Here is a 20,837-nt window from a genome sequence, read left to right on the forward strand (position 1 = left end):
GGGAGGGGCCTCTAGTCGACGTCCACCGGGCCGTCGTCCGACTTCCGCGGCTTGCCGGTGGGCAGCTGGAGGAGGCGGTCGGCCGCGCTCTTCCCGGAGCGGTCGCCGTCGGAGGCCTGGTCGTTGCCGTTCAGGTTCTGCCGGACCGAGTCGAGGATCGTCAGGCCCTGGGACACCAGGCCGGCGGCGAGCTCGCCGAGGCCGTCCGCGCCGTTGAGGACGTTGACGTTGGCGCCCGCCAGACCGCCGGCGGCCTCCTTGACGATCTGCGGGAGCTGGTCGATCAGCATCCGGTCGAGCGCGACCCGGTCGTACGAGGCGGCCGCCTCCGCCTGGATCTTCATCCGCTGCGCCTCGGCGGCCGCGAGGATCCTGACCCGCTCGGCCTCGGCCTCGGCGGGCTTCACGACCTCGGCCACCAGCTGCTGCTGGCGCAGCTGGGCCTGGCGCTGGGCCAGCTCCGTCTGGGCGGCGAGCACCTCCTGCTGGGCGTGCGCCTGCGCCAGCGGTCCGGCCTGCGCGGCCTGCGCCTGGGCGCGGTCCACCTCGGCCGAGTACTCCGCCTTGACGATCGCGGTCTGCCGGGCGTACTCGGCCTGGTTGCGGGCCGCCACCTGCTCCGCCTCGACCGAGGCCTGGGTGGCCTGCGCCTGGGCGATCTGCGCCTGGCGCTGGATGGCCGCCTTGTGCGGGGCGGACATGGCGTCGATGTAGCCGGTGTCGCCGTCGTCGATGGACTGGATCTGCAGCGAGTCGACGATCAGCCCGATTTTCGCCATCTCCGTCTTCGAGGTGTCCAGCACCTCCGCGGCGAGCTTCTGCCGCTCGGTGACGATCTCCTCGACCGTCATCGAGCCGATGATGGCCCGCAGGTGCCCGGCGAAGATCCGGCCGGTGAGCACCGACATCTGCTCCTGGTCGGAGAGGAAGCGCTGGCCCGCGTTGATGATGCTCTCGTGGTCGTTGCCGACCTTGAAGGCGATGACCGCGCGGACGTGCAACGCGATGCCCTGCCGGGTCACACAGGTCTCGGTGACCTCGGACTCGCACATGGACAGAGTGAGGAACCGGACCTTCCGGAAGACCGGCAGCACGAACTTCCCGTGCCCCGTGACCACTCGGAACGGCGCGCCCCCCAGTCCCCGCCTGCCCCCCGAGATCAGCATCGCCTCGTCGGGAGCGGGTACGCGGTATCCGAACATTCCTGTTACTCCTCAGCCGGCGTCGGCGGCATCCCCGCCGAGCGCGTCCAATGGATCCACCCACTCGATGACGCCGACCTCACGGCATCCCCGTGATTCGATCACGAGCACCGTCGCGCCCTCGGGCAGGGGCTCCTCCGACCAGGCGAGGAACGTCTCGGAACCGCCTCTGACCCGCACCAGGACCTCGCCCGGGCCGGTCGAACCGCGCGTTCCGATGAGCACCTTCCCCATACAGCCGATCACGGCCTCGTCCTGCGGCATCACCGGCCGTCCTCCTCGTCCTGGCCCCATGATTCCGACGATAGACCCAGTCCGGCCGGGACCCAACGGGCGGGACGCCCGCCGTTGCTCACGGCCGCTCCAGCCGCGGTGAGGGAGAGTCAGCGTGACAGCGACAGGCGGCTAGTCCGTTTCCCTGTTCAGGACCCGGCGGGCCGCCTCGGCCTCGGCTGCGGGCGGCGACAGCTCGTCGAGGGTGTCGAGCTCGTCGTCCGCTTCCAGCTCCCGTTCCCAGGCCGCCGCGAGGCGCTCCTGTTCCTGGCGCGGCCTGGCGCCGATGGCCTCCCTGTGCTCCGGGTCCAGGGCTGTGAGGAATCGTCCGACCGGGTCCGTCGACATGCGGTGCTCCTCGTCGTGGGAAGGCTCTGCCTGTCTGTCCAGCATGACCGAACACTCCGGCATCGGCCGCCCGGTGCCGGAGTGTACGGCTCGCGTCACAGCAGGTCCGACCAGCTGCTCCAGCCGCTCGTCGCCTTCGACACCCGGGACTTGAACGTGCCGGTGCCGGTGCCGGCATAGAAGTACAGGGCGCCGGCGGAGTTGGTCGTCATGAGGTCGGCCTTGCCGTCGCCGTCGGCGTCGCCCGGGGAGAAGAGCTTCTTGTACTGCTGCCAGCCGGTGCCGATCTTCACGCGGGCCGAGAAGGGGGCCGAGGCGCTGCCCGTGCCCGCGTAGCGCCACAGGGCGCCCGAGGTGTCGCGGGCCAGCAGGTCGGGGCGGCCGTCGCCGGTGAAGTCGCCGCCGCCGATCAGGGCGTTGTACTGCTGCCAGCCGGAGCTGATCTGCACCCGGCCGGCGAGGTTCGTGCCGGTGCCGTCGCCCGCGTAGAGGTAGAGCGTGCCGCTGCTGGTCATGGCCAGGATGTCGCCCTTGCCGTCGCCGGTCAGATCGCCGGGACCGACGATCCGGCTGTAGGAGGTGGAACCCGTGGCGAGCTTGGGATCCGAGAGGGCGTAGAAGGCCGGGTTGGTGAGCTGGCCGCCGGAGACGGAGTGCACGACCAGGTCGGCCAGGCCGCTGTCCCGGAGGGAGGAGGCGTAGGCGAGCCGGGTGGTGGAGGCCGGCCAGGACGAACCGACCAGGAGCTTGTTCGTCAGCGTGCCGGTGCCGGTGACCTGGTAGCTGTAGACGGACCCCGCCGACGTACGGGCCATGATCCCGTACTTGCCGAAGTGCGGGTTGTTGCCCGCGCCCGCGAACTGGGTGGCCTTGCCCCAGCCCTTGCTGCGGGCGGCCCGGGCGGCGAAGGTGCCGTTGCCGTTGCCGGCGTAGAACCACAGGTTGCCGGAGAAGTCCCGGGCCAGCAGGTCGGTCCTGCCGTTGCCGTCCCAGTCGCCGCCGCCGATGATCTGGTTGTACGACGCCCACTCGGTCCTGGAGTCCTTGACCTTCGCGTTGAAGGTGCCGCCCTTCTTGCCCTGGTAGCGGTACAGGACGCCGGCCGGGGTGCGGGCCAGCAGGTCGCCGACGCCGTCGCCGTTCAGATCGCCGGCGCCGATCAGCTCGTCGTACTGCTGCCAGCCGGTGCCGATCTTCACCCGGCTGCCGAAGGCGCCGGTGCCCAGGCCCGGGTAGTAGTAGAGCGTTCCGGAGGGCGTCCGGGCGAGCAGGTCGGCCTTGCCGTCGCCGTTCATGTCCCCTGGCGCGGCGACCTTGTTGTAGATCTGCCAGCCGGTCGCGACCGTGCGGCGTGAGCCCAGGCCGCCGGGGACGCGGGCGTAGATGCCGGGGTGGAAGGACAGGACGCCGCTGGAGCTGAGGGTCAGGATGTCCTGGACGCCGTCCCCGTCGAGGTCGCCGGGGGTCAGGACGTCCTTCACCTTGGACACGTCCGCTTCCAGCGCCATGGTCTCGGCGGAGCCCGTGTTGACGTACAGCTGGCCCGCCACGTTGCGGTAGACGAGGTCGGAGGTGCCGTCCCCGTCGAAGTCGGCGCGCGCCGGGGAGGTCGCGTCCGCGTCGCCGGGCAGCAGTGTGAGGGCGCCTGCCACCAGCACCGCCGCCGTGCCGGCCAGCAAGGACGCCTTCATGACGAGGGGGCGCCGGTGTCTGTGGTTCCCGTCGGCGCGCCGGGATCGGGTGGTGAACACGTTCTCTCCCGGGGTCAGAGGGTGCTGGTGGCGTCGTCGGTCGTGGCGGAGACCGGTACGTCCGTCGATGCGCCGGCCGGTACGTCGCTGGAGGCGTCGCCCGCCGGCTCGGTGGCGGAGGGCGAGGCCGACTCGCCGGGCGCGGACGACTCCGTGTCCGCCGGTGTGGCCGAGTCCGTCGAACCCGTCGGGTTCGTCGAATCCGCCGAGTCTGTCGGGCTCGCCGAGTCGTCCGCGCTCGCGCTCTGCGAGGGACCCGTCTGCGCGCCGACCATGGACACGCCCGGCACCCCGTCCGCCACCCGGAAGGTCGCCGCCGTGCTGGTCGTGCCGTCCCTGGTCACGACCGTCGAGATGGTCCGCAGCCGGGCCTCGATACCGTCCGCCGAGATGTCGAGGAGCAGATAGCCGCGCCGGGCGTCGATCATCTTCCAGTGCGGGTTGTCCGCCAGCAGGGGCGCCCACTCGGCGGCGAAGGCCTCCAGATCCTCGTCGCCGTTGCTGGAGATGGAGGTCCCGACGAACTCCGCGCCGACGACCGTCGAGTCCGGGTCGGAGTAGTCCAGCTTGAGGTCGCTGACGATGGTGCGGTGCCGGTCGCCGGAGAGCACCACGGGGTTGCGGAGGTCCTTGAAGTCGGCGAGCAGGGCGTTGCGTTCGACCTGGTAACCGTCCCAGGCGTCGTAGAACCACTCCTTGCCCACACCGGCCAGGAGGTCGGTCTCGGCCATCATCACCTGGGAGGCGACCAGGTTCCACTGCCTGCCGGAGGTGCGCATGCTGTCGACCAGCCAGTCGCGCTGGGTGTCGCCCATGATGACCCGGCCGGCCTTCATGGCGCCCTCCTGCGTGGTCGCCTGGTCGTCGCGGTACTGCCGGGTGTCCAGGACGTGCAGCCGGGCCAGGGTGCCGAAGTCGAGCTTGCGGTACATCTGGACGTCCGGGCCGCTGGGCTTCTGCGCGAGGCGGATCGGCATGTGCTCGTAGTACGCCTGGAAGGCGGCCGCCCGGCGGGCCAGGAACTTGGCGGTGGGCTCGGCCACCGGGTCGTCGGCGACGTCGCCGGCCCAGTCCTGCTCCACCTCGTGGTCGTCGAACACGACCACGAAGGGGGCGGCGGCGCGCATCGCCTGCAGGTCCGGGTCGGTGCCGTACTGCTCGTGGCGGGCCCGGTACTGGGCGAGCGTCACGGGCGAGCCGGGGCCCTCGTGGCGGCGTACCCGGTTCGAGTACGCGGGGCTCTCGTAGATGTAGTCGCCGACGAACAGCACCAGGTCCGGCTGCTGCGCGCGCATGTCCTGGTAGACGGTGAAGTAGCCGTGCGCCCAGTTCTGGCAGGAGGCCAGCGCGATGCGCAGCTTCTCGGGGCTGCTCCCGGCGGCGGGGGCGGTGCGGGTCCGGCCGGTGCGGGAGGTGCGGTCCAGCGCCTTGAACCGGTACCAGTAGTCGGTGGCCGGGGACAGGCCCGTGACGTCGACGTGGACGCTGTAGCCGAGGCTGGCGGTCGCGTTCACCGTCCCGGACTTGAGGATCTTGGTGAAGCCGCTGTCCGAGGCGAGTTCCCAGGTCACCGTGACGGACGGGGGGAGAATGCCGGAGCTGCCCGGATTCGCGGGCACCACCCGGGTCCACAGCACGATCGCGTTCGGCAGCGGGTCGCCGGAGGCGACGCCCAGCTTGAAGACCGAGCCGCTCACCGACGTACCGGCACCGGCCGTGGCGGTCGACCCGCCGACGGAGGCCGAGGCGTTCCCGGTCAGCAGCTGACCGGTGGCCACCGCGCCGGCGGCGCCCAGCGTGACGGCTCCCGCGCCGAGGAAGCGCCGTCTGCGTATCCCGTTGGTGCCCTGGTCGTCGCTGCTGCTCGGTTGCACGTGTGTGCCTCTCCCCCGAAGGCGGTGCGCGCTCCGCAGCGCCGGTGAACGTGAACGGCGAGGATTCTATGCAATACGCTCACGTGTACGACACGGAGATCGTCGACGCGTTCGCAGAATCCGTGAATCCGCTCGAAGGGCAGGCAGGAGTCATGCGCCGACCACCGATCGCAGTCATGGTCCTGCTCCTCGTCGGCGCGGCCGGGTGCTCGTCGTCCGCGTCCTCCTCGTCGTCCGACGCCGGGGACCGCCCCGGGACCGGTTCCGCTTCCAGCTCGTCGAGTACGGCGGCCGGGGGCCGCTCGCAGACCGGCGGCTCCTCGTCCTCGTCATCCTCGTCGTCCTCGTCGGCCGGGGTGCTCTACGGAGCGGACTCCCTGCCGAGCCCCGCGGCCGATCACTGCCGTACGAAGGACCTGAAAGCCACGGCCGTCAGCACAGGTCAGGGCCGGGCCTCGGTGGTGATCACCAACAAGGGGGACGGCTCCTGCACGGTGCGCGGCTTCCCGTCCCTCCGGTTCGCCGGCACGGCCGGCCGGATGGAACTGCCCGTCGACTGGGCCGGGGCGACCGCCGACGCGGTGAAGGTCGAGCTCGCTCCGGGGGATTCCGCTTCCGCCGCGCTCACCTTCACGGCCCTCGACGACTGCGATGTCGTCACCGGCGTCGACGTCGTCCCGCCGGGTGAGTCCCGGCCGCTGCGCCCCGCGTTCACCACGAGCGGCGGCGAGAAGGCGACCGTGCGCATCTGCGACACCGGTGTACGGGTGAAGGCGTTCTCGGCCTCGTGACCCGGGGGGACGGCAGAACCGCCGCGAGGCGCCCGGCGCCGATCCGGTCGGCGGAAGGTTCCGCTCCGCCCAGATGATCTCACCGGTGGTGGTGTGGGGGGTGCCCCAGCGCCGGGTGAACTGCGCCACCGGAAACAGGCCGCGACCCGGCCTGTACCGCCTCACCGCAGACCGCGTCCAGGGTGGGGCGGGGCGCCCGAAGCTTGCGATCCCCTGGTCCCAGGAGCACTGTGGATACTGCCTGGGACAAGAGATCAGAGACCACCATGCACACCTGGGGCAGGCGGAACACTCGCCAATTCACCGGTGCTCGCCTGGACGTGTCCGCCGCGGCGGGCGTGCTGGACCGGGACGGCTGCGTCACCCACTGGAGCAGCGGTGCGCAGGAACTGCTCGGCTACGCCCCTGTCGAGATCATCGGCAGGCCGGTGGACGATCTGCTGACGGCCGAGGGAGCGCTGCGGCACCGCGACGGCATCCCGCTGCACGCACGGGTGCACCTGTGCCCGCTGCAGGACACCGACCGGGACTGCGGCTTCCTGCTCCTGCTGACGGCCGTTCCCGAGGCCGCGACGGACACCCTCCAGGATGCCCTGCTCCCGCAGTGGATATTCGAGCAGCAGCCGCTCGCCGTCGCCATCTGCGACCTCGACGCGCGCCTGCTGCGCGGGAACGAGCCGATGCTCGGAGCGGGGGGCTTCTCCGAGCAGGAGGCCTGCGGGCGGCGCCTGACCGAGATTCTCCAGGGCAACGCGATCGAGGAGGTGGAGCGGCGGGTCCTCCGAGTGGCCAGGACCGGGAAGGCGGAGGCGGCCGAGCCCATCGTCAGACTCCCCGGGGAAGCCAAGGCGCACGCCTGGGCCATGGACGTCTTCCCGCTCAAGGACGCCGACGGCTCGGTGCGAGCGGTGGGCGTGGCGGCGTCCGACTACTCCCAGCAGTACGACTCCAGGGAGCGCATCGCCCTGATCAGCGAGGCCAGGACCCGGGTGGGTACGAGCCTGGACATCACGGGAACGGCACGGGAATTCGCGGAACTCGCGGTCCCCCGCTTCGCCGACTTCGTCAGCGTGGACCTTCTGGAGCCCGTCTTCCAGGGCGAGTTGCCCGCGCCCGTCCTCCCCCGGGACGCCACCGCCCTGCGCACGGCTGCCTACCGGTGGGCCGCCGGGCAGTCGCTCGACACGGTGATCAGCGCCACGGAGGCGCACGCCCATCCGTGGTCGTCGCCGGTCGCGCGGTGCCTGGCCGAGGGCCGGGCCGTCCGGCACAGCACCAAGGATCCCGAGATCACCGGCTGGCTGGCCGAGGACCCCGTCCAGGCGGCGCTCGCGGAGACGTTCGGCCCCCACTCGCTCATCGCGGTGCCGATCCGGGCCCAGGGAGTCTCCCTCGGGGCGGTCCTGTTCGTCAGGTACGCGGCCTCGCACGAAGAGGCCTTCGGCCCGGACTGCACGGCGATCAGCGAGGATCTCGTGGACCGGCTCGCGATCTGTCTGGACAACGCCCGCCGGTTCACCCGGGAACGCGGCATCGCGCTCGCCCTGCAGCGGGCCCTGCTTCCGCGGGAGTCGGCCGTGCACCCCGCTGTGGAGACGGCCGCCCGTTACCTGCCCGCGGGCGACTGCGGCACCCAGGCGGGCGGTGACTGGTTCGACGTGGTCCCGCTGCCCGGAGCACGGGTCGGCCTGGTGGTCGGCGACGTCGTCGGCCACGGTGTCAACGCCTGCGCGACCATGGGCCGGCTGCGTACCGCCGTACGCACCCTCGCCGACATCGACCTGCCGCCCGAGGAACTCCTCACCCACCTCGACGACATCATCACCCACGCCGCGGGGGAGCAGGGCGGCGAGCCCACCGGTGAGATCCCCGGCGACATCGGTGCCACCTGTCTGTACGCCGTCTACGACCCGGTCTCCGGTACCTGCTCCCTGGCCCGCGCCGGCCACCCCGCCCCCGTGCTGATCCACCCGGACGGCACCAGCAGCGTCATCGACCTGCCCTGCGGGCCTCCGCTGGGGCTCGGCAGTCTGCCGTTCGAGGCGGCGGACGTCATCGTGCCCGAAGGGGGCATGCTGGCACTGTTCACCGACGGCCTCCTCACCACCCGGGAGCGTGACGTCGACCAGGGGTTCTCGGACCTGTGCGGCGCCCTCGCCCTGCCGGCCGCCACGCTCGACGCCCTGTGCGACACCGTCCTGGACACCCTGTGCCCCGAACCGCACGCCGACGACGTCACCCTGCTCCTGGCCCGCCCCCGCGTGTTCGACGAGGACCGCCTGGCCAGCTGGGACCTGCCGGGCAATCCCGCGGTCGTCGCCGACGCCCGCAGGCTGGTGGCGGAGCAGCTTGCCCTGTGGGGACTGGCGGAGGCCGGGTTCGTCACGCAGCTGGTGGTGAGCGAGCTGGTCACCAACGCGATGCGGCACGCCGGAGGGCCGATCCGGCTGCGGCTCATCAAGGGGGACACGCTGATCTGCGAGGTCAGCGACGGCAGCGGCGTCAGTCCCCATCTGCGCCGGGCCCGGGTGTTCGACGAGGCCGGCCGGGGTCTGTTCATGGTCGCCCAGTTCACCCAGCGCTGGGGCACCCGCTACACCCGCACCGGCAAGACCATCTGGGCCGAGCAGGTGCTCCACATGCCGTAGGCGCCGCCGTGCCACGCGGCCGTCCGCCGCCACCCCGCGCAGCAGTCGACCGCCGTCGCAGACTCCGGTGTCGCCGCTCGCAAACCTGTTCATAATGGGAAAGCAGCAGCTTGGAGCACTCGTGATGCCGGATCCCAGGCAGGCCGGGGAGCGGACGGCTGCGGTCGGGCAGGCCGCGGCATGGTGGAATCCGCTGCCCGTCGCCCTGATCGTCTCCGATGCCACCGGACGGATCAGGCAGTGGGCGAAGGCCGCCCCCGAACTGCTCGGCTACGCCACCGACGAGGTCATCGGCCGTGACCTCACCGACCTCGTCCTGCCCGACCATCGCCGGGAGGCCCGCGCCGTGCACGACGCGGTCGCCGCCGGGCGCACCGTGACCGGGCAGTTCCCGATGCGGCACAAGAACGGCGCCACCATCGGGACGGAGGTGTGGGGGTGTCCCGTGCCCGCACCGGGCGGCGAGGGCTGGGACGTACTCCTCCTGGCCGCCGACGCCGGTGAGGCGCGCCGGGCCCGCGAAGCCGACGGCCCGCTGGACGCGATGTTCGCCCGCTCCCCGGTGGGACTGGCGATCTTCGACACCGAGCTGCGGTTCCAGCAGGTCAATCGTGCCCTGGAGGCGATGAACGGGCTGCCCGCCGCGGCGCACCTGGGGCGCCGGCCCTCGGAGGTCCTGCCCGGGGTCAACAGCGAGCAGATGGAAGCGGCGATGCGACGGGTGCTGGTCACCGGTGCCCCCGTGGTGAACTTCCGCCGTATCGGCCGTACCCCCGCGAGCCCCGACCACGAGCGCGTGTGGTCCTGCTCCTACTTCCGCCTGGAGGACGCGGCCGGCGAACCGCTGGGGATCAACGCCACGATCATCGATGTCACCACCCAGGAGAAGAGCGAGCGAGAGGCCACCGCCGGCCGTGAGCGTCTGGCACTGCTCAACGAGGCCACGCTGCGGATCGGCACCACCCTCGACGCGGCCCGGACGGGACAGGAGCTGGCCGACATCGCCGTGCCCCGCCTCGCCGACATCGCCACCGTCGACGCCCTGGCCGACCTCACCGAAGCCACCGAGCCGATGACCAGCCTGTGGGGCGGTGCCGCCCTGCGCCGCCTCGGCAAGGCACCCGCCCGGGGGCACGCGGCCGCCGACATCCTCACCCCCGTCGGCGGCACCCTGCACTTCCCCGCGAGCGCGCCCTACGCGCAGGCCGTCATCGACCGCCGGCCCTTCCTCCTGCGCCGCATCGACGCCCGTGCCGTCGCGCAGGCCGCCCGCTACTCCTCGATTCCCGGACGGCTCCGGTCCCTGGGCGTGACGTCGATGATGATGGTGCCCCTCGCGGCCCGCGGCCTGGTCCTCGGCGTCGCGACCTTCCTGCGGGACGGCGACCGGCCCGCCTTCGACGCCGCCGATCTCGCGGTCGCCGGCGATCTGGCCGCCCACGCCGCCGTCTGCATCGACAACGCCCGGCTGTACCACCGTGAGCACGACGTCGCGCTCACCCTGAAGCGCAGCATGCTCCCCAGTCTCCCGAAACCCCCGGCGGGCATCGAGATCGCCCACTGCTACCGGCCCGCCTCCGACGTCCATGAGGTCGGAGGGGACTGGTTCGACGTCGCCACCCTCGCCCCCGGCAAGGGTGCCCTGGTCATCGGCGATGTGATGGGCCACGGCATCCAGGCCGCCGCGATCATGGGGCAGATGCGCACCACCGTGCGGGCCTTCACCCACCTCGACCTGCCCCCCGACCAGCTTCTGCACCACCTCGACGACGCGCTCCAGGAACTCGACAGCCCCCTCCTGGCCACCTGCCTCTACGGCATCTGCGACTGCACGGCGGCCCGCTGCCGGCTCGGCCGCGCCGGCCACCCCCCGCCCGCCGTGGTGACACCCGACGGCAGCGCCCGCCTGCTCGACCTGCCCGCCGGCGCGCCCCTGGGCATCGGCGGCATCCGCTTCACCACCACCGAGGTCGCCCTGGACCCGGGCAGCATCGTCGTCTTCTACACCGACGGCCTCATCGAGACCCGCGGGACCGACCTGGACGAGCGGCTGGACGATTTCGTCCGCCTTCTCGACGGCCCGCACAACGACCTCGACGAGCTGTGCAACACCCTCATGGACCGCTTCGCCCCCAGTCCCGCCGAGGACGACATCACCATCCTCGCCGCCCGCATCGGCCGCCCCACGGCCTGACCGGCTTCTGAAGAAGATCTCCTCCGAAGCGCCCGAAAACCACCCCCGATCTGTAGCGATCATGACAAATTCGGGTAGTGATGCCGACATGCCCTTACAACGGTTACGTCGATCGCGTTCGGGAACCACTCGCGCTGCCGCGCTCGCCGCCGCCGCGGCACTGATCCTGGCGGGCTGTGACAGCGGCGGCACATCGCACTCCGCAGACGGCCGGCAGCAGCTGACCGTGGCGGCACTCCCGCTCACCGACTCCGTAGCTCTCTACCTGGCCCGGGACCGCGGGCTGTTCGCCAAGGAGGGCCTGGACGTACGCATCCAGCCCGTGCAGCAGAGCATCCAGGCGCTGCCCGCACTGCTCAAGGGCCAGGTGGACGTCATCGCGAGCGCGAACTACGTCACCTACCTCCAGGCGTACGAGAAGGGCACCCTGGACCTGCGCATCCTCGCCGAGGGCGTGCGGATCGCCCCGCACATGATGGATGTCCTCGTGCCCAAGGACTCCGCCCTGAAGTCGCCCGCGGACCTCGCCGGCAAGAAGGTCGCCGTCGCCGTCCTGAACAACATCCAGTCCCTGACCCTGAACGCGATCCTCGACGCCCGGCACGCCGGGCGCCCCGTCTACCGGCAGATCCTGTTCCCGCAGATGGGCCCGGCCCTGCAGCGGGGCCAGGTGGACGCCGCCCACGCGGTCGAGCCCTTCGACACGGCCATCCAGGGCGAACTGGGCGCGAGGGTGCTGCTCGACGGGGGTTCGGGACCGGCGAAGGGCCTGCCCGTCGACGGGTTGCCAACCGTTGATTCGGTTGTTTGGTCGTTGTTGGCCGGGGTGTCGCTCGATGGGATGAACTGGGCCGCTTCTCAGGGTGTTGCGCCTGCGGGGAATGCATGATCGATGGTGGTGGATTCGTTCGATGCAGCCGAGGGAGGGGTGCCCGGTGGTGCGCAAGCAGGGGAGGAAGCGTGAGCTGCGCGAGCTGGCTGCCTCGTTCACGGTGGCCGCTCCGTCCGGGGCGCGGATCCGGGACCGGCTGAAGGACCTGACGGCGGCGGATGTGAAGGTCCTGACGCTGGTCGGCGAGCATTTGGGTCGCCACCAGCGGGGGGATCTGGCCGCACGTGTCCGGATGGGGAACGTTCCGGCGAAGCAGACCTGGCGTGCGGCGAGGAAGAAGCGGCTGACGGCTCTTTCCTCGTCGCGATGGGCGGGGGCGATGACCCGTGCATCGGAGGACCAGTACCAGCTGTCGATGCGCTGCCTCAGGGATGAGCGGGCCGGTCTGCGGCGCCGGATCCGCAAGATCGAGCAGCGGCTGGCGGTGGCGTGCGGGCAGCGGCAGGGTCGGGTGCGTGGGTATGCCGACCGGGCTGAACGCTGGCAGAAGCAGCGGCATCTGAGCAAGCTTCAAGCCCGCTTGGCGGTGGTGGAGCAGCGGATCGAGCAGGGGCGCCCCTCGATCACGGTGGGCGGACGCCGACTGACCAGAACCCGTCACCACCCCGCTGAGGCCGGCCTCACCGAAGTCGGCTGGCGCAAGCGGTGGGACGCTGCTCGGCTGTTTCTGACTGCCGACGGGGAGTCCGGGGCCCCGCACGGCAACTACACCATCACTGTTGATCCCGCAGACGGTTCAGTCGCGCTGGTGCTGCCGGAGCCCTTGCGGTATCTGGCCAACGCCCCACGCGGGCGCTACCGGCTTTCCTGCACGCTCACCTTCCACCACCGCCGTCCGGAGTGGCTGGACCGGGTGAGCGCCAACCGGGCCGTGCGCTACGACATCGTCCACGACCCGGCCCGCGACCGCTGGTACCTGTACGCGTCCTGGTCTATCCCCACTACCAACCCCCCGACCCCGGAAGAGATCCGGGCCTTGGGCGCGAAGCTGCTCGCCGTCGACCTCAACGCCGACCACCTCGCCGCCATCGTCCTCGACGAGCACGGCAACCCGGTCGGTGAACCGAACACGGTCCCGCTGGAGCTGACCGGCCCCGCCACCACACGGGATGGGCGCCTGCGGGCGGCGATCACCCGCCTCATCGCCCTCGCCCGCGAGCACGGCTGCGCGGCGATCGTGGTGGAGAACCTGGGCTTCGCCGACGCACGCACCACCGGCCGGGAAACCATGGGCCGCGGCCGCCGGGGCAAGACCTTCCGCCGCACGGTCGCAGGCATCCCCACTGCACGCTTCCGCGAACGACTGTGCTCCATGGCCCACCATCAAGGCCTGGCCGTCATCGCCGTCGACCCCGCCTACACCTCCATCTGGGGCGAGAAGTACTGGAAGAACCCGCTCCAGCGGCAGACCAAGACCGCCGTCACCCGGCACCATGGTGCCTCGGTGACGATCGGACGGCGTGGCCTGGGACACAGGATCCGGCGTCGGCCAGGTGTGACCGCACCCGACCAGAGGATCGGGCGGCGGAGAGCTACCGGCCAGACCGCATCCATTCCCAGGCTGCGCGGGACCACGGGCCCACCCAGGACAGCGGGCACGCCCCACCGGGGCGGCAAGACCCGACCGTGCCGAGGTGACCAGCTTGTGCTGTTCCCGGACCTCGAAGACCGTTCGCGAGGTCACCGGGCCCCAACCGGCCTGGTTTGCGAGGAGTTGGCCAGCACTGGCCAACTGCATAGGAACGGTATCTCCTCAACACCGGACTGCTGGCGGCCGAGAAGAGACTCGTAGGCCCGGTTTCGTCCACGGCTACGGCCATGGCCTTGTCCGTGTCCGCAAGGAGGACGGCATGACGACGGCCACGACGGTGCGCGAGGCGGTCCTACGACTGCTGCGCGACACCGGCATGACCACGGTCTTCGGCAATCCGGGCTCCACGGAACTGCGGATGTTCCGCGACTGGCCGGACGACTTCACCTATGTGCTGGGGCTGCAGGAGTCCGTCGCCGTCGGCATGGCGGCCGGGCACGCGCTCGGCACCCGGCGGGCCGCGTTCGTCGGCCTGCACTCGGCCGGCGGGACGGGGCACGCCCTCGGCGCGGTCTTCAACGCCTTCCGCGACCGGGTGCCGCTGGTGATCGTGGCGGGTCAGCAGGCGCGCTCGCTGCTCCGGCTGCGGCCGTTCCTGGGCGCCGACGAACCGGCCCTGTTCCCGCGCCCGTACGTGAAGTACGCGCGCCAGCCGGAGCGTGCCGAGGACGTGCCGGCCGTGCTCGCCGAGGCCTACCGGATCGCGATGACGCCGCCACGCGGCCCGGTGTTCGTGTCCGTGCCCGAGGACGACTGGGACCGGCCCGCCGAACCCGTCACGCCCCGCACGCTGCACTCGGGGTTCACGGCCGACCCGGCCGCCCTCGACGCGCTCGCCGCCCGCCTGGAGACCTGTGTGCGCCCGGCACTCGTGGTGGGTCCGGGCGTCGACGACGAGGACGCGCTGGAGCCGGTCCGCGCGCTGGCCGAGCGGATCCGGGCCGGGGTGTGGATCAGCCCCCTCTCCGGCCGCTCCGGCTTCCCGGAGTCGCATCCGCTGTTCCAGGGCTTCCTGCCGCCCGTCGCCCGCCAGTTGTCCGCGTCTCTCGCGCCGTACGACGTGGTGGTCGCCCTCGGCGCGCCGGTGTTCACCTATCACGTGGCGGACGACGGCGGTCCGCCGCTCGCGCCCGGCACCGAACTGTTCCACCTGGACTGCGACCCCGGCCAGGCCGCCTGGCTGCCCACCGGCACCAGCATCGTCACCACCCTGCGGCCGGCGCTGGAGCGACTCACCGGGCTGCTGAAGACGGCGGCCGACCGCGAACCGCCGCCGCCCCGTCCGGCGCCGCCCCCGGCCCGTGCCGGCGGACACATCACCCCGGAGCTGCTCTTCGACCTGCTGCGCGCCCGCCTGCCGCGCGAGAGGGTCCTCGTGGAGGAGGCGCCGAGCCACCGGGACACGCTGCACGCGCGCGTGCCCGTAGCGTCGAGCGGCGGCTTCCTCACCACGGGCAGCGGCGCGCTCGGCTGGGGCCTGCCCCTGGCGGTGGGCCGGGCCCTCGCCGACCGGCGCCGGGTGGTGTGCGTGGTCGGGGACGGTTCGGCGCTGTTCTCGGTACAGGCCCTGTGGACCGCGGCCCGCCACACGGCACCGGTCACCTACGTCCTTGTGGACAACGGCGGTTACGGGGCCGTCCGCGCGCTGGGCCGCCGGATCGGCATCGCGCCCGTCCCCGGCACGGACATCACGGGCATCGACTTCACGGCACTCGCGCAGTCCTTCGGCTGCCCCGCGGCCCGCGCCGAGCACCCCGGCGAACTGCCGGACGCCCTGGACCACGCCCTGGGCCGCGGTGACGACGCCGGCCCCTTCCTGCTGCACGTCGTGGTGACCGGCGGCACGGCCACCCTGTACGAGACCCGGGCGGGGTGAGGGATGCTGCGCCTCGACTCCGTCAGCCGGCATTTCGGGGGCCGGCCCGTCCTGGACGGCATCAGCCTGACCGTGCCCGACGGGCAACTCCTCAGCGTGGTCGGGCCCTCCGGCTGCGGAAAGTCCACGCTCCTGCGCGCCATCGCCGGGCTGCTGCCCGCACAGGAGGGCACGATCACGGTCGACGGGACACCGGTGACCGGCGTGCCGGAGCGGCTGGCGGTGGTCTTCCAGGAGTACGGCCGCTCGCTGCTGCCCTGGCTCACCGTCCGCGACAACGTGGCCCTGCCGCTGCGCCGCCGGGGCCTGACCCGTGCCGCCCGCCGGGCCGAGGCCGAGACCATCCTCGGACGCGTCGGCCTGCACGGGGCCGCCCGGCGCCATCCGCGCGAACTGTCCGGCGGTATGCAACAGCGCGTCGCCATCGCCCGCGCCCTGGTCTGCCGTCCCTCGCTGCTGCTCATGGACGAGCCGTTCGGCTCGCTGGACGCGGGCACCCGGGAGGACCTGGAGGACCTCCTCCTCGAAGTCCATCGCACCGACGACACGACCATCGTGTTCGTCACCCACGACATCGACGAGAGCGTGTACGTGGGCGACCGGGTCGTCGTCCTCTCCCCGGGCCCCGGCTCCCACGTCGTCCGGGACCTCCCGGTCGCCCTGCCGCGGGAGCGGGACCAGATCACCACCCGCAGCTCACCCGTCTTCGTGGCGCTGCGCACGGAAGTGGGCCGGGCGGTGCGAGGCACTCCGCCGGGAGGGCCGCCGCCGGTCGGTTGACGCTCTGTCCGCCGTCCACCATGACCGAATGCCCGGTGACGAAGGAGTCCCGGTCGGACAGGAGGAAGAGAGCCACCTGGGCGACCTCGTGCGCTTCGCCGACACGGCCGACCGCCGCGGTGCCGGCGTTGTTGAAGGCCACTTGGCCGCATTGCGGCCGGAGACGATGACGGACGCGCTCTCCCGGGCCAGTTCCCGTCGGTGGCCTCATCCGGAAACCCCGGGCCGCGACCGTCCCTGCTTCTGGCCCGCCATGAACCGAATCTTCATCGGTCCCGGAACATGTCGAGGTCTTCGCCCGGTCCGCTCGCCGTGCGCGACGATCGTCCTGGTGCCTTCGCTGCCCGCCCCGATGTGAGAGGACCAGGAGACGTGGATGTGTACGAAGCCGTGGACAGTCGCAGGGCCGTGCGGGCGTTCAGCGATGAGCCGGTGCCCAGAGAGGTGCTCGAACGAGTGCTGGCCGCGGCGACGAGGGCTCCGTCAAGCGGGAACCTGCAGCCGTGGCATGTGTACGTCGTGGCCGGCGAGCCCCTGGCCGAGCTGAAGCGACGCGCCACGGCCAGGGCGCTGGCGGGAGACCCGGGCGATGAGCGGGAGTACCCGATGTACCCGGCCGAACTGGCCCCGCCCTACCTGGACCGTTTCTCCGCCGCGGCCGCCCAGCGGTACGAGGCGCTGGGCATCGAGCGCGACGACCCCGAGCGCCCCAGGAAGATCGCTGCCTTGAACTCGGGGGCGTTCGGGGCGCCGGTCGTACTGTTCTGCTACCTCGACCGGACGATGGGACCCGGGCAGTGGGGGGACGCGGGGATGTACCTGCAGACGGTCATGCTGCTGCTGAGGGCGGAAGGGCTGCACAGCTGCCCCCAGGTGATGTGGACGATGTACCGGGACACCGTCAGCCGGACAGTCGGAGCCGGCGACGGGCTCACACTCTTCTGCGGTGTCTCGGTGGGATTCGAGAGGGACGGCGTGCCGCGGCTGCGGACCGGGCGGGCGGACATGGCGGAGACGGTGAGCTTCGTCGGGGTGTGACCCGCCGCCCGGGTCCCGCCCAGGTCCCGCCCGGGTCCCGCTGAGTCCCGCTCAGGACGGGGGCTGGAGAACCGCGTCGACGACGTAGATGGTGGCGTTCGCGGCCTTGATGTTGCCGCAGACGATGTTCGCCTTGCCGTTGACCTTGAAGGTGGTACCCGAGCCCGATGTGGTCAGTTTGCTGCCTTCCACCGTCGTGAAGGAGCCGTGGGAGAGCTCGTTCGGGGTGATCTGCTTGTTCACGACGTGATAGGTCAGCACCTTCTTCAGCTGCCCCTGGTTGCCGAGCAGCGAGGTGAGCTGTGACGCGGTCACCTTCTGGAAGGCCTGGGCGTTGGGGGCGAAGACGGTGATGTGCGGTTTCCCGTCGAGGGTGCCGTTCAGCCTTGCTCTGACCACGGCCGAGACCAGCTGGCTGAGCTGTGGATACGCGGCGGCGGCCTCCATGACCCGGTCCCTGGCCGTGTTGGCCTTCTGGGAGAGCGCCGAACAGCCGGGACCGAACGTCCCCGACGGGCCGGGAGATGCATCCTGCGCGTGGCTCTGCGACGCCAGGCCGCCGAACGCCAGCGGGACGGCGACCAGAACGGCCGCCGTTGCCTTTGCGGTACGCATGTGGGTGAACCTCATCGCAACCTTCCTCCCGTGGAGGCGTGAACACTGCAGAGGTCGGGACTGCGGATTCTCCGTTCCGCGGGCGGGGCGGGGCGGCTGCCGCGCCGCGGCCTCGGGCCATCGTCACCCGGCCATATCGTCACCCGGCCACTGAGCGAGCGTATCCAGCCGGTGCGGTGGCCGCATCTCGAAGTCCGGGCCCGGTCCAGGCCCCGGGCAACGCCCTGAGCAGGGCCGCGTGTGAACCCACGCCCCCCGAGGAGCAATCCAAAAGGGCGTCTGTGACGTATCGGAAATAGGCCGCATCCTGCGAGTGCGCACCTGGTCGGCCGGTTCCCGTGCAGCGGGATCCTGGATGCGGGACGTGCTCGCGGCTGCAGCCATCCATCTCGTGCCACCGAGTCGCGCGAGACGACGGAAGGAAGGGGGCGTATCCATCATGCGAGCACTGAGCGCGAGGCGTCTCGGCGCGGCGTTCGCTGCCGGCGTTCTGATGGCCGGCGGCGCTGCGATAGGCGCAGCCGGCACGGCCGTGGCGGCAGCCCCTGCAGTGCACACCCAGGTACCCACCGACTCCTGCTTCGGCCACGACGACTGGCGCTGCCTCGACAACGGCGGGTTCCGCTTCGAGCACCCAGGGTTCGGCTTCGATCAGCCCGGGTTCTGCTTCAACCACTCGGGGTTCTGCTTCGACCACCGATTCGACCATGGCTTTGACCACGGCTTTGACCACGGCTTTGACCACGGCTTTGACCACGGCTTCGGCCACCGCTTCGACCATCGATTCGTCAACGGGAGCATTGTGATCATCCTGCTCCGGTAGCGGTCACCGCAGGTGCACAAGGGCGCGCCCGTCACGCGCGCGCCCGGGGTGCCGTTGTCCGCCGGGGCCGCCGAGGTGCGCTGTCGGGGAGAATGGAGGCGGTTCGAGAACGGCGAGGTGGGAGACGCGTAGCACAAACACGGCTGGGCACGCGCCACCCTCTGACACTGCGGCTGTGGGTGTCACACGCCATGCTCGGATTCCGACGGGCCGTTTCACACGCAGCACCGGCAATAAAGATGGGCGGCGGCCGTCCGCGCCCTCGACGCCAGGGCCTTGAACGTGCCGACCGCGTTCTCGGCATCGAGGTAGTCCGCGAAGTCGACCTCCTCGATCTCGTACCACTGGGCCGCCACCATCGGGACGGCGTCCTCGGGGAGGGCGGCGAGGATGTCCCGCCAACGATCGGGGAGTTGCTGGAGAATCAGCCCCGTGTCCCAGGGGGAGTCGGGGGCGATGGGCTCGCCCTGGGGGTACGGCGGTTCGGGCCAGACCAGTTCCGGCGCGTCCTGCTGGTCGGCGAAGGGCACGGCCTCGGCGTAGGCGACCAGTTGGCCCAGGACGATGTCCGGGTCCAGGCCCTTTGCATCGATCCAGTCCGCGCCCGCCTCCTCCAGCGACGTCCCGTCGAGCCAGTCGCCGTCGGGGCCGATGGCCTGGTCCACCGCCGTGGTGTGGTCGGTCGCGTGGAAGTAGTCGTACAGCACACCCATGTCGGTCTCCGTCGTTCACCGGGTCCTGCGCTCAAGTAGAGCAGGCGCCTGCACCGGACGACCGCCCGCAGTCCGGACAACGCGGGGTGCATCAGGCTTCGTTGACGGGCTCCAGGGGGGCGTAGCCGGCCGTCAGCACCTCCGCGGTCTGGGTGAGGTGCCGGACCAGGGTCTCGGCTGCGGTGTCGGCATCGCGGGCGAGTGCCGCCTCCTCCAGTTGCCGGTGTTCCAGGGACCCGTCCCGGCCGGGATTGCGGTGCGTCGACCAGCGGCGGGCCAGCTCGCTGGCGGTCCACATCCGGTCGAAGGTCTGGAGCAGGACGAGGTTGTCGCACCCCTCCAGCAGGGTGCGGTGGAAGATCCTGTGAGCCTCGGACCACGCGCTGCTGTAGTGCTCGCCCTCCTCCGGAACGTACACCGGGGTACGGGCCAGGCGGTGGTGGGCGGCACGCACGCGGGCCTCCCAGTCGACGTCGCCGCGCTCGATGGACATGCGCAGCACGACCGGTTCGATGGTCCGGCGGGCCTCCGCGATCTCCTGCCAGCGGCGGTCGGAGACGGCCGGGACGGCGAAGCCGCGGTTGGGCAGCCGGTCGGCGAGCCCCTCGCCGACCACCCGCACGAGCGCCTCCCGCACGACGGCCAGACTCACGCCCTGTTCCTTGGCGAGGTCCTGCGGTTTGAGCGCGTCGCCAGGGGCGAAGTCACCGCGCAGGATGGCGTCTCGCAGGTGTGCGTAGACCTGCTCGGAAAGCATCTGCTTCCCGGCGGGGGCCGGGGTGTGAGCCGTACCAGTCATGGCCTCAGCATAGACGATTCCCTAGATAATCGATTATCCGTGTTATCATCGATTCATCGTTGTGAGGCCCCTGAGAGGAATGCCGAGATGATCGCCAACGACCCCTTCGCCCGCCTCCCCGAGGTCGCGTCCTTCACCGTCACCAGCACCACCGTCACCGACGGAGCCGTCTGGCCGCCCGAACAGCACGCCTCCGGCCTGCCCGGCGGAAAGGACATCTCCCCGCAGCTGTCCTGGCGCGGCGCCCCGGACGGCACCAGGAGCTACGCCGTCACCGTCTACGACCCCGATGCCCCCACCGGGTCCGGTTTCTGGCACTGGGCGGTCGCCGACATTCCGGCCACCGTCACCGAACTGCCCGAGGGCGCCGGCAGTGACACGGGCTCGGGCCTGCCCGAAGGCGCCTTCCAACTGCCCAACGACACCCGCTCGGCCCGCTACATCGGCGCCGCCCCGCCGGCCGGGCACGGCCCGCACCGCTACTTCATCGTGGTGCACGCCCTCGACGTCGCCTCGATCGGCATCCCCGCCGACGCCACCCCGGCCGTCCTCGGCTTCACCATGGCCGGCCGCACCCTCGCCCGCGCGGTGCTGACCGTCACCGCTGAGACACCCGCCTGAGGACCGGC

General features: G+C 71.4%; 20 protein-coding genes. 11 read left to right on the forward strand and 9 right to left on the reverse strand.

The features are described from left to right. Nucleotides 1-11: 11 nt before the first annotated feature. The 5 genes from EDD90_RS31165 to EDD90_RS31185 form a co-directional block, all read right to left on the reverse strand. Entirely contained in the window at nucleotides 12-1,202 is a 1,191-nt protein-coding gene (locus EDD90_RS31165) for a flotillin family protein (protein WP_123976236.1), read from the reverse strand. Nucleotides 1,203-1,214: 12 nt separating this feature from the next. Beyond that, the gene (locus EDD90_RS31170) at nucleotides 1,215-1,466 is read right to left on the reverse strand and encodes a hypothetical protein (RefSeq protein ID WP_123976237.1); all 252 of its coding nucleotides are present in this window, start codon (nucleotides 1,464-1,466) and stop codon (nucleotides 1,215-1,217) included. Between the two features lie 141 nt (nucleotides 1,467-1,607). Further along, nucleotides 1,608-1,823 (reverse strand): hypothetical protein, encoded by a 216-nt coding sequence (locus EDD90_RS31175; protein WP_123976238.1) that lies wholly within the window; start codon nucleotides 1,821-1,823, stop codon nucleotides 1,608-1,610. A 95-nt stretch (nucleotides 1,824-1,918) separates the two neighbouring features. Next, a complete protein-coding gene (locus tag EDD90_RS31180; RefSeq protein WP_123976239.1) occupies nucleotides 1,919-3,574 on the reverse strand; it encodes a VCBS repeat-containing protein in 1,656 nt (551 codons plus the stop codon). Between the two features lie 14 nt (nucleotides 3,575-3,588). Next, complete coding sequence (locus EDD90_RS31185) at nucleotides 3,589-5,448, reverse strand: alkaline phosphatase D family protein (protein WP_260328204.1); 1,860 nt, start codon at nucleotides 5,446-5,448, stop codon at nucleotides 3,589-3,591. Nucleotides 5,449-5,516: 68 nt separating this feature from the next. Here EDD90_RS31185 and EDD90_RS31190 point away from each other — a divergent pair, with 68 nt between their 5' ends. From EDD90_RS31190 to EDD90_RS31220, 7 genes are all read left to right on the forward strand, one after another. Beyond that, on the forward strand, nucleotides 5,517-6,239 hold the full coding sequence (locus tag EDD90_RS31190; protein WP_123976240.1) for a DUF4232 domain-containing protein: 723 nt from the start codon (nucleotides 5,517-5,519) through the stop codon (nucleotides 6,237-6,239). 320 nt (nucleotides 6,240-6,559) lie between these two features. Then, complete coding sequence (locus tag EDD90_RS31195; protein ID WP_311737227.1) at nucleotides 6,560-8,887, forward strand: SpoIIE family protein phosphatase; 2,328 nt, start codon at nucleotides 6,560-6,562, stop codon at nucleotides 8,885-8,887. Between the two features lie 124 nt (nucleotides 8,888-9,011). Then, a complete protein-coding gene (locus tag EDD90_RS31200) occupies nucleotides 9,012-11,081 on the forward strand; it encodes a SpoIIE family protein phosphatase (RefSeq protein WP_185149281.1) in 2,070 nt (689 codons plus the stop codon). A gap of 88 nt (nucleotides 11,082-11,169) precedes the next feature. Beyond that, nucleotides 11,170-11,970, forward strand: coding sequence for an ABC transporter substrate-binding protein (locus EDD90_RS31205; protein ID WP_123976242.1), 801 nt, complete (start codon nucleotides 11,170-11,172; stop codon nucleotides 11,968-11,970). Between the two features lie 46 nt (nucleotides 11,971-12,016). Beyond that, nucleotides 12,017-13,765 (forward strand): hypothetical protein, encoded by a 1,749-nt coding sequence (locus EDD90_RS31210; RefSeq protein ID WP_260328206.1) that lies wholly within the window; start codon nucleotides 12,017-12,019, stop codon nucleotides 13,763-13,765. A gap of 58 nt (nucleotides 13,766-13,823) precedes the next feature. Continuing rightward, nucleotides 13,824-15,440, forward strand: a complete 1,617-nt coding sequence (mdlC, locus tag EDD90_RS31215) for a benzoylformate decarboxylase (protein WP_123976243.1) — start codon at nucleotides 13,824-13,826, stop codon at nucleotides 15,438-15,440. A 3-nt stretch (nucleotides 15,441-15,443) separates the two neighbouring features. Further along, nucleotides 15,444-16,220: an ABC transporter ATP-binding protein gene (locus tag EDD90_RS31220; RefSeq protein WP_123976244.1), complete on the forward strand. Its 777-nt coding sequence runs from the start codon at nucleotides 15,444-15,446 to the stop codon at nucleotides 16,218-16,220. On the opposite strand, the gene EDD90_RS31225 is transcribed toward EDD90_RS31220, so the two are convergent. Continuing rightward, the gene (locus EDD90_RS31225) at nucleotides 16,123-16,362 is read right to left on the reverse strand and encodes an SDR family oxidoreductase (protein ID WP_260328207.1); all 240 of its coding nucleotides are present in this window, start codon (nucleotides 16,360-16,362) and stop codon (nucleotides 16,123-16,125) included. The genes EDD90_RS31220 and EDD90_RS31225 overlap by 98 nt on opposite strands. Here EDD90_RS31225 and EDD90_RS57700 point away from each other — a divergent pair. Beyond that, on the forward strand, nucleotides 16,249-16,578 hold the full coding sequence (locus EDD90_RS57700) for a hypothetical protein (RefSeq protein WP_260328830.1): 330 nt from the start codon (nucleotides 16,249-16,251) through the stop codon (nucleotides 16,576-16,578). The two genes, EDD90_RS31225 and EDD90_RS57700, sit on opposite strands and share 114 nt — an antisense overlap. A 14-nt stretch (nucleotides 16,579-16,592) precedes the next feature. Further along, on the forward strand, nucleotides 16,593-17,258 hold the full coding sequence (locus EDD90_RS31230) for a nitroreductase (protein ID WP_123976246.1): 666 nt from the start codon (nucleotides 16,593-16,595) through the stop codon (nucleotides 17,256-17,258). A gap of 51 nt (nucleotides 17,259-17,309) precedes the next feature. On the opposite strand, the gene EDD90_RS31235 is transcribed toward EDD90_RS31230, so the two are convergent. Further along, nucleotides 17,310-17,873 carry a fasciclin domain-containing protein gene (locus EDD90_RS31235; RefSeq protein WP_260328209.1) on the reverse strand — a complete coding sequence of 188 codons (564 nt, stop codon included), beginning with the start codon at nucleotides 17,871-17,873 and terminating at the stop codon, nucleotides 17,310-17,312. Nucleotides 17,874-18,312: 439 nt separating this feature from the next. Between EDD90_RS31235 and EDD90_RS31240 the strand changes: the two genes are divergently transcribed. Beyond that, on the forward strand, nucleotides 18,313-18,696 hold the full coding sequence (locus EDD90_RS31240; protein ID WP_123976248.1) for a hypothetical protein: 384 nt from the start codon (nucleotides 18,313-18,315) through the stop codon (nucleotides 18,694-18,696). 215 nt (nucleotides 18,697-18,911) lie between these two features. On the opposite strand, the gene EDD90_RS31245 is transcribed toward EDD90_RS31240, so the two are convergent. Together EDD90_RS31245 and EDD90_RS31250 are read right to left on the reverse strand one after the other, a co-directional pair. Then, on the reverse strand, nucleotides 18,912-19,409 hold the full coding sequence (locus EDD90_RS31245; protein ID WP_123976249.1) for a hypothetical protein: 498 nt from the start codon (nucleotides 19,407-19,409) through the stop codon (nucleotides 18,912-18,914). A gap of 91 nt (nucleotides 19,410-19,500) precedes the next feature. Beyond that, a complete protein-coding gene (locus tag EDD90_RS31250) occupies nucleotides 19,501-20,208 on the reverse strand; it encodes a GntR family transcriptional regulator (RefSeq protein ID WP_123976250.1) in 708 nt (235 codons plus the stop codon). 87 nt (nucleotides 20,209-20,295) lie between these two features. On the opposite strand from EDD90_RS31250, the gene EDD90_RS31255 reads away from it, so the two are divergent. Continuing rightward, a complete protein-coding gene (locus EDD90_RS31255; protein ID WP_123976251.1) occupies nucleotides 20,296-20,829 on the forward strand; it encodes a YbhB/YbcL family Raf kinase inhibitor-like protein in 534 nt (177 codons plus the stop codon). Nucleotides 20,830-20,837: the final 8 nt, after the last annotated feature.

It is taken from the genome of Streptomyces sp. Ag109_O5-1, from assembly GCF_003814875.1.
GTDB lineage: Bacteria > Actinomycetota > Actinomycetes > Streptomycetales > Streptomycetaceae > Streptomyces > Streptomyces sasae.

Excerpts from the sequence above, each read along its gene's own strand:
- EDD90_RS31165 (WP_123976236.1), bottom strand. The coding sequence starts at position 1,202 with ATGTTCGGATACCGCGTACCCGCTCCCGACGAGGCGATGCTGATCTCG.
- EDD90_RS31170 (WP_123976237.1), bottom strand. The coding sequence starts at position 1,466 with ATGCCGCAGGACGAGGCCGTGATCGGCTGTATGGGGAAGGTGCTCATC.
- EDD90_RS31175 (WP_123976238.1), bottom strand. The coding sequence starts at position 1,823 with ATGTCGACGGACCCGGTCGGACGATTCCTCACAGCCCTGGACCCGGAG.
- EDD90_RS31190 (WP_123976240.1), top strand. The coding sequence starts at position 5,517 with ATGCAATACGCTCACGTGTACGACACGGAGATCGTCGACGCGTTCGCA.
- EDD90_RS31200 (WP_185149281.1), top strand. The coding sequence starts at position 9,012 with ATGCCGGATCCCAGGCAGGCCGGGGAGCGGACGGCTGCGGTCGGGCAG.
- EDD90_RS31205 (WP_123976242.1), top strand. The coding sequence starts at position 11,170 with ATGCCCTTACAACGGTTACGTCGATCGCGTTCGGGAACCACTCGCGCT.
- mdlC (WP_123976243.1), top strand. The coding sequence starts at position 13,824 with ATGACGACGGCCACGACGGTGCGCGAGGCGGTCCTACGACTGCTGCGC.
- EDD90_RS31220 (WP_123976244.1), top strand. The coding sequence starts at position 15,444 with ATGCTGCGCCTCGACTCCGTCAGCCGGCATTTCGGGGGCCGGCCCGTC.
- EDD90_RS57700 (WP_260328830.1), top strand. The coding sequence starts at position 16,249 with ATGCCCGGTGACGAAGGAGTCCCGGTCGGACAGGAGGAAGAGAGCCAC.
- EDD90_RS31235 (WP_260328209.1), bottom strand. The coding sequence starts at position 17,873 with ATGCGTACCGCAAAGGCAACGGCGGCCGTTCTGGTCGCCGTCCCGCTG.
- EDD90_RS31240 (WP_123976248.1), top strand. The coding sequence starts at position 18,313 with ATGCGAGCACTGAGCGCGAGGCGTCTCGGCGCGGCGTTCGCTGCCGGC.
- EDD90_RS31245 (WP_123976249.1), bottom strand. The coding sequence starts at position 19,409 with ATGGGTGTGCTGTACGACTACTTCCACGCGACCGACCACACCACGGCG.
- EDD90_RS31250 (WP_123976250.1), bottom strand. The coding sequence starts at position 20,208 with ATGACTGGTACGGCTCACACCCCGGCCCCCGCCGGGAAGCAGATGCTT.
- EDD90_RS31255 (WP_123976251.1), top strand. The coding sequence starts at position 20,296 with ATGATCGCCAACGACCCCTTCGCCCGCCTCCCCGAGGTCGCGTCCTTC.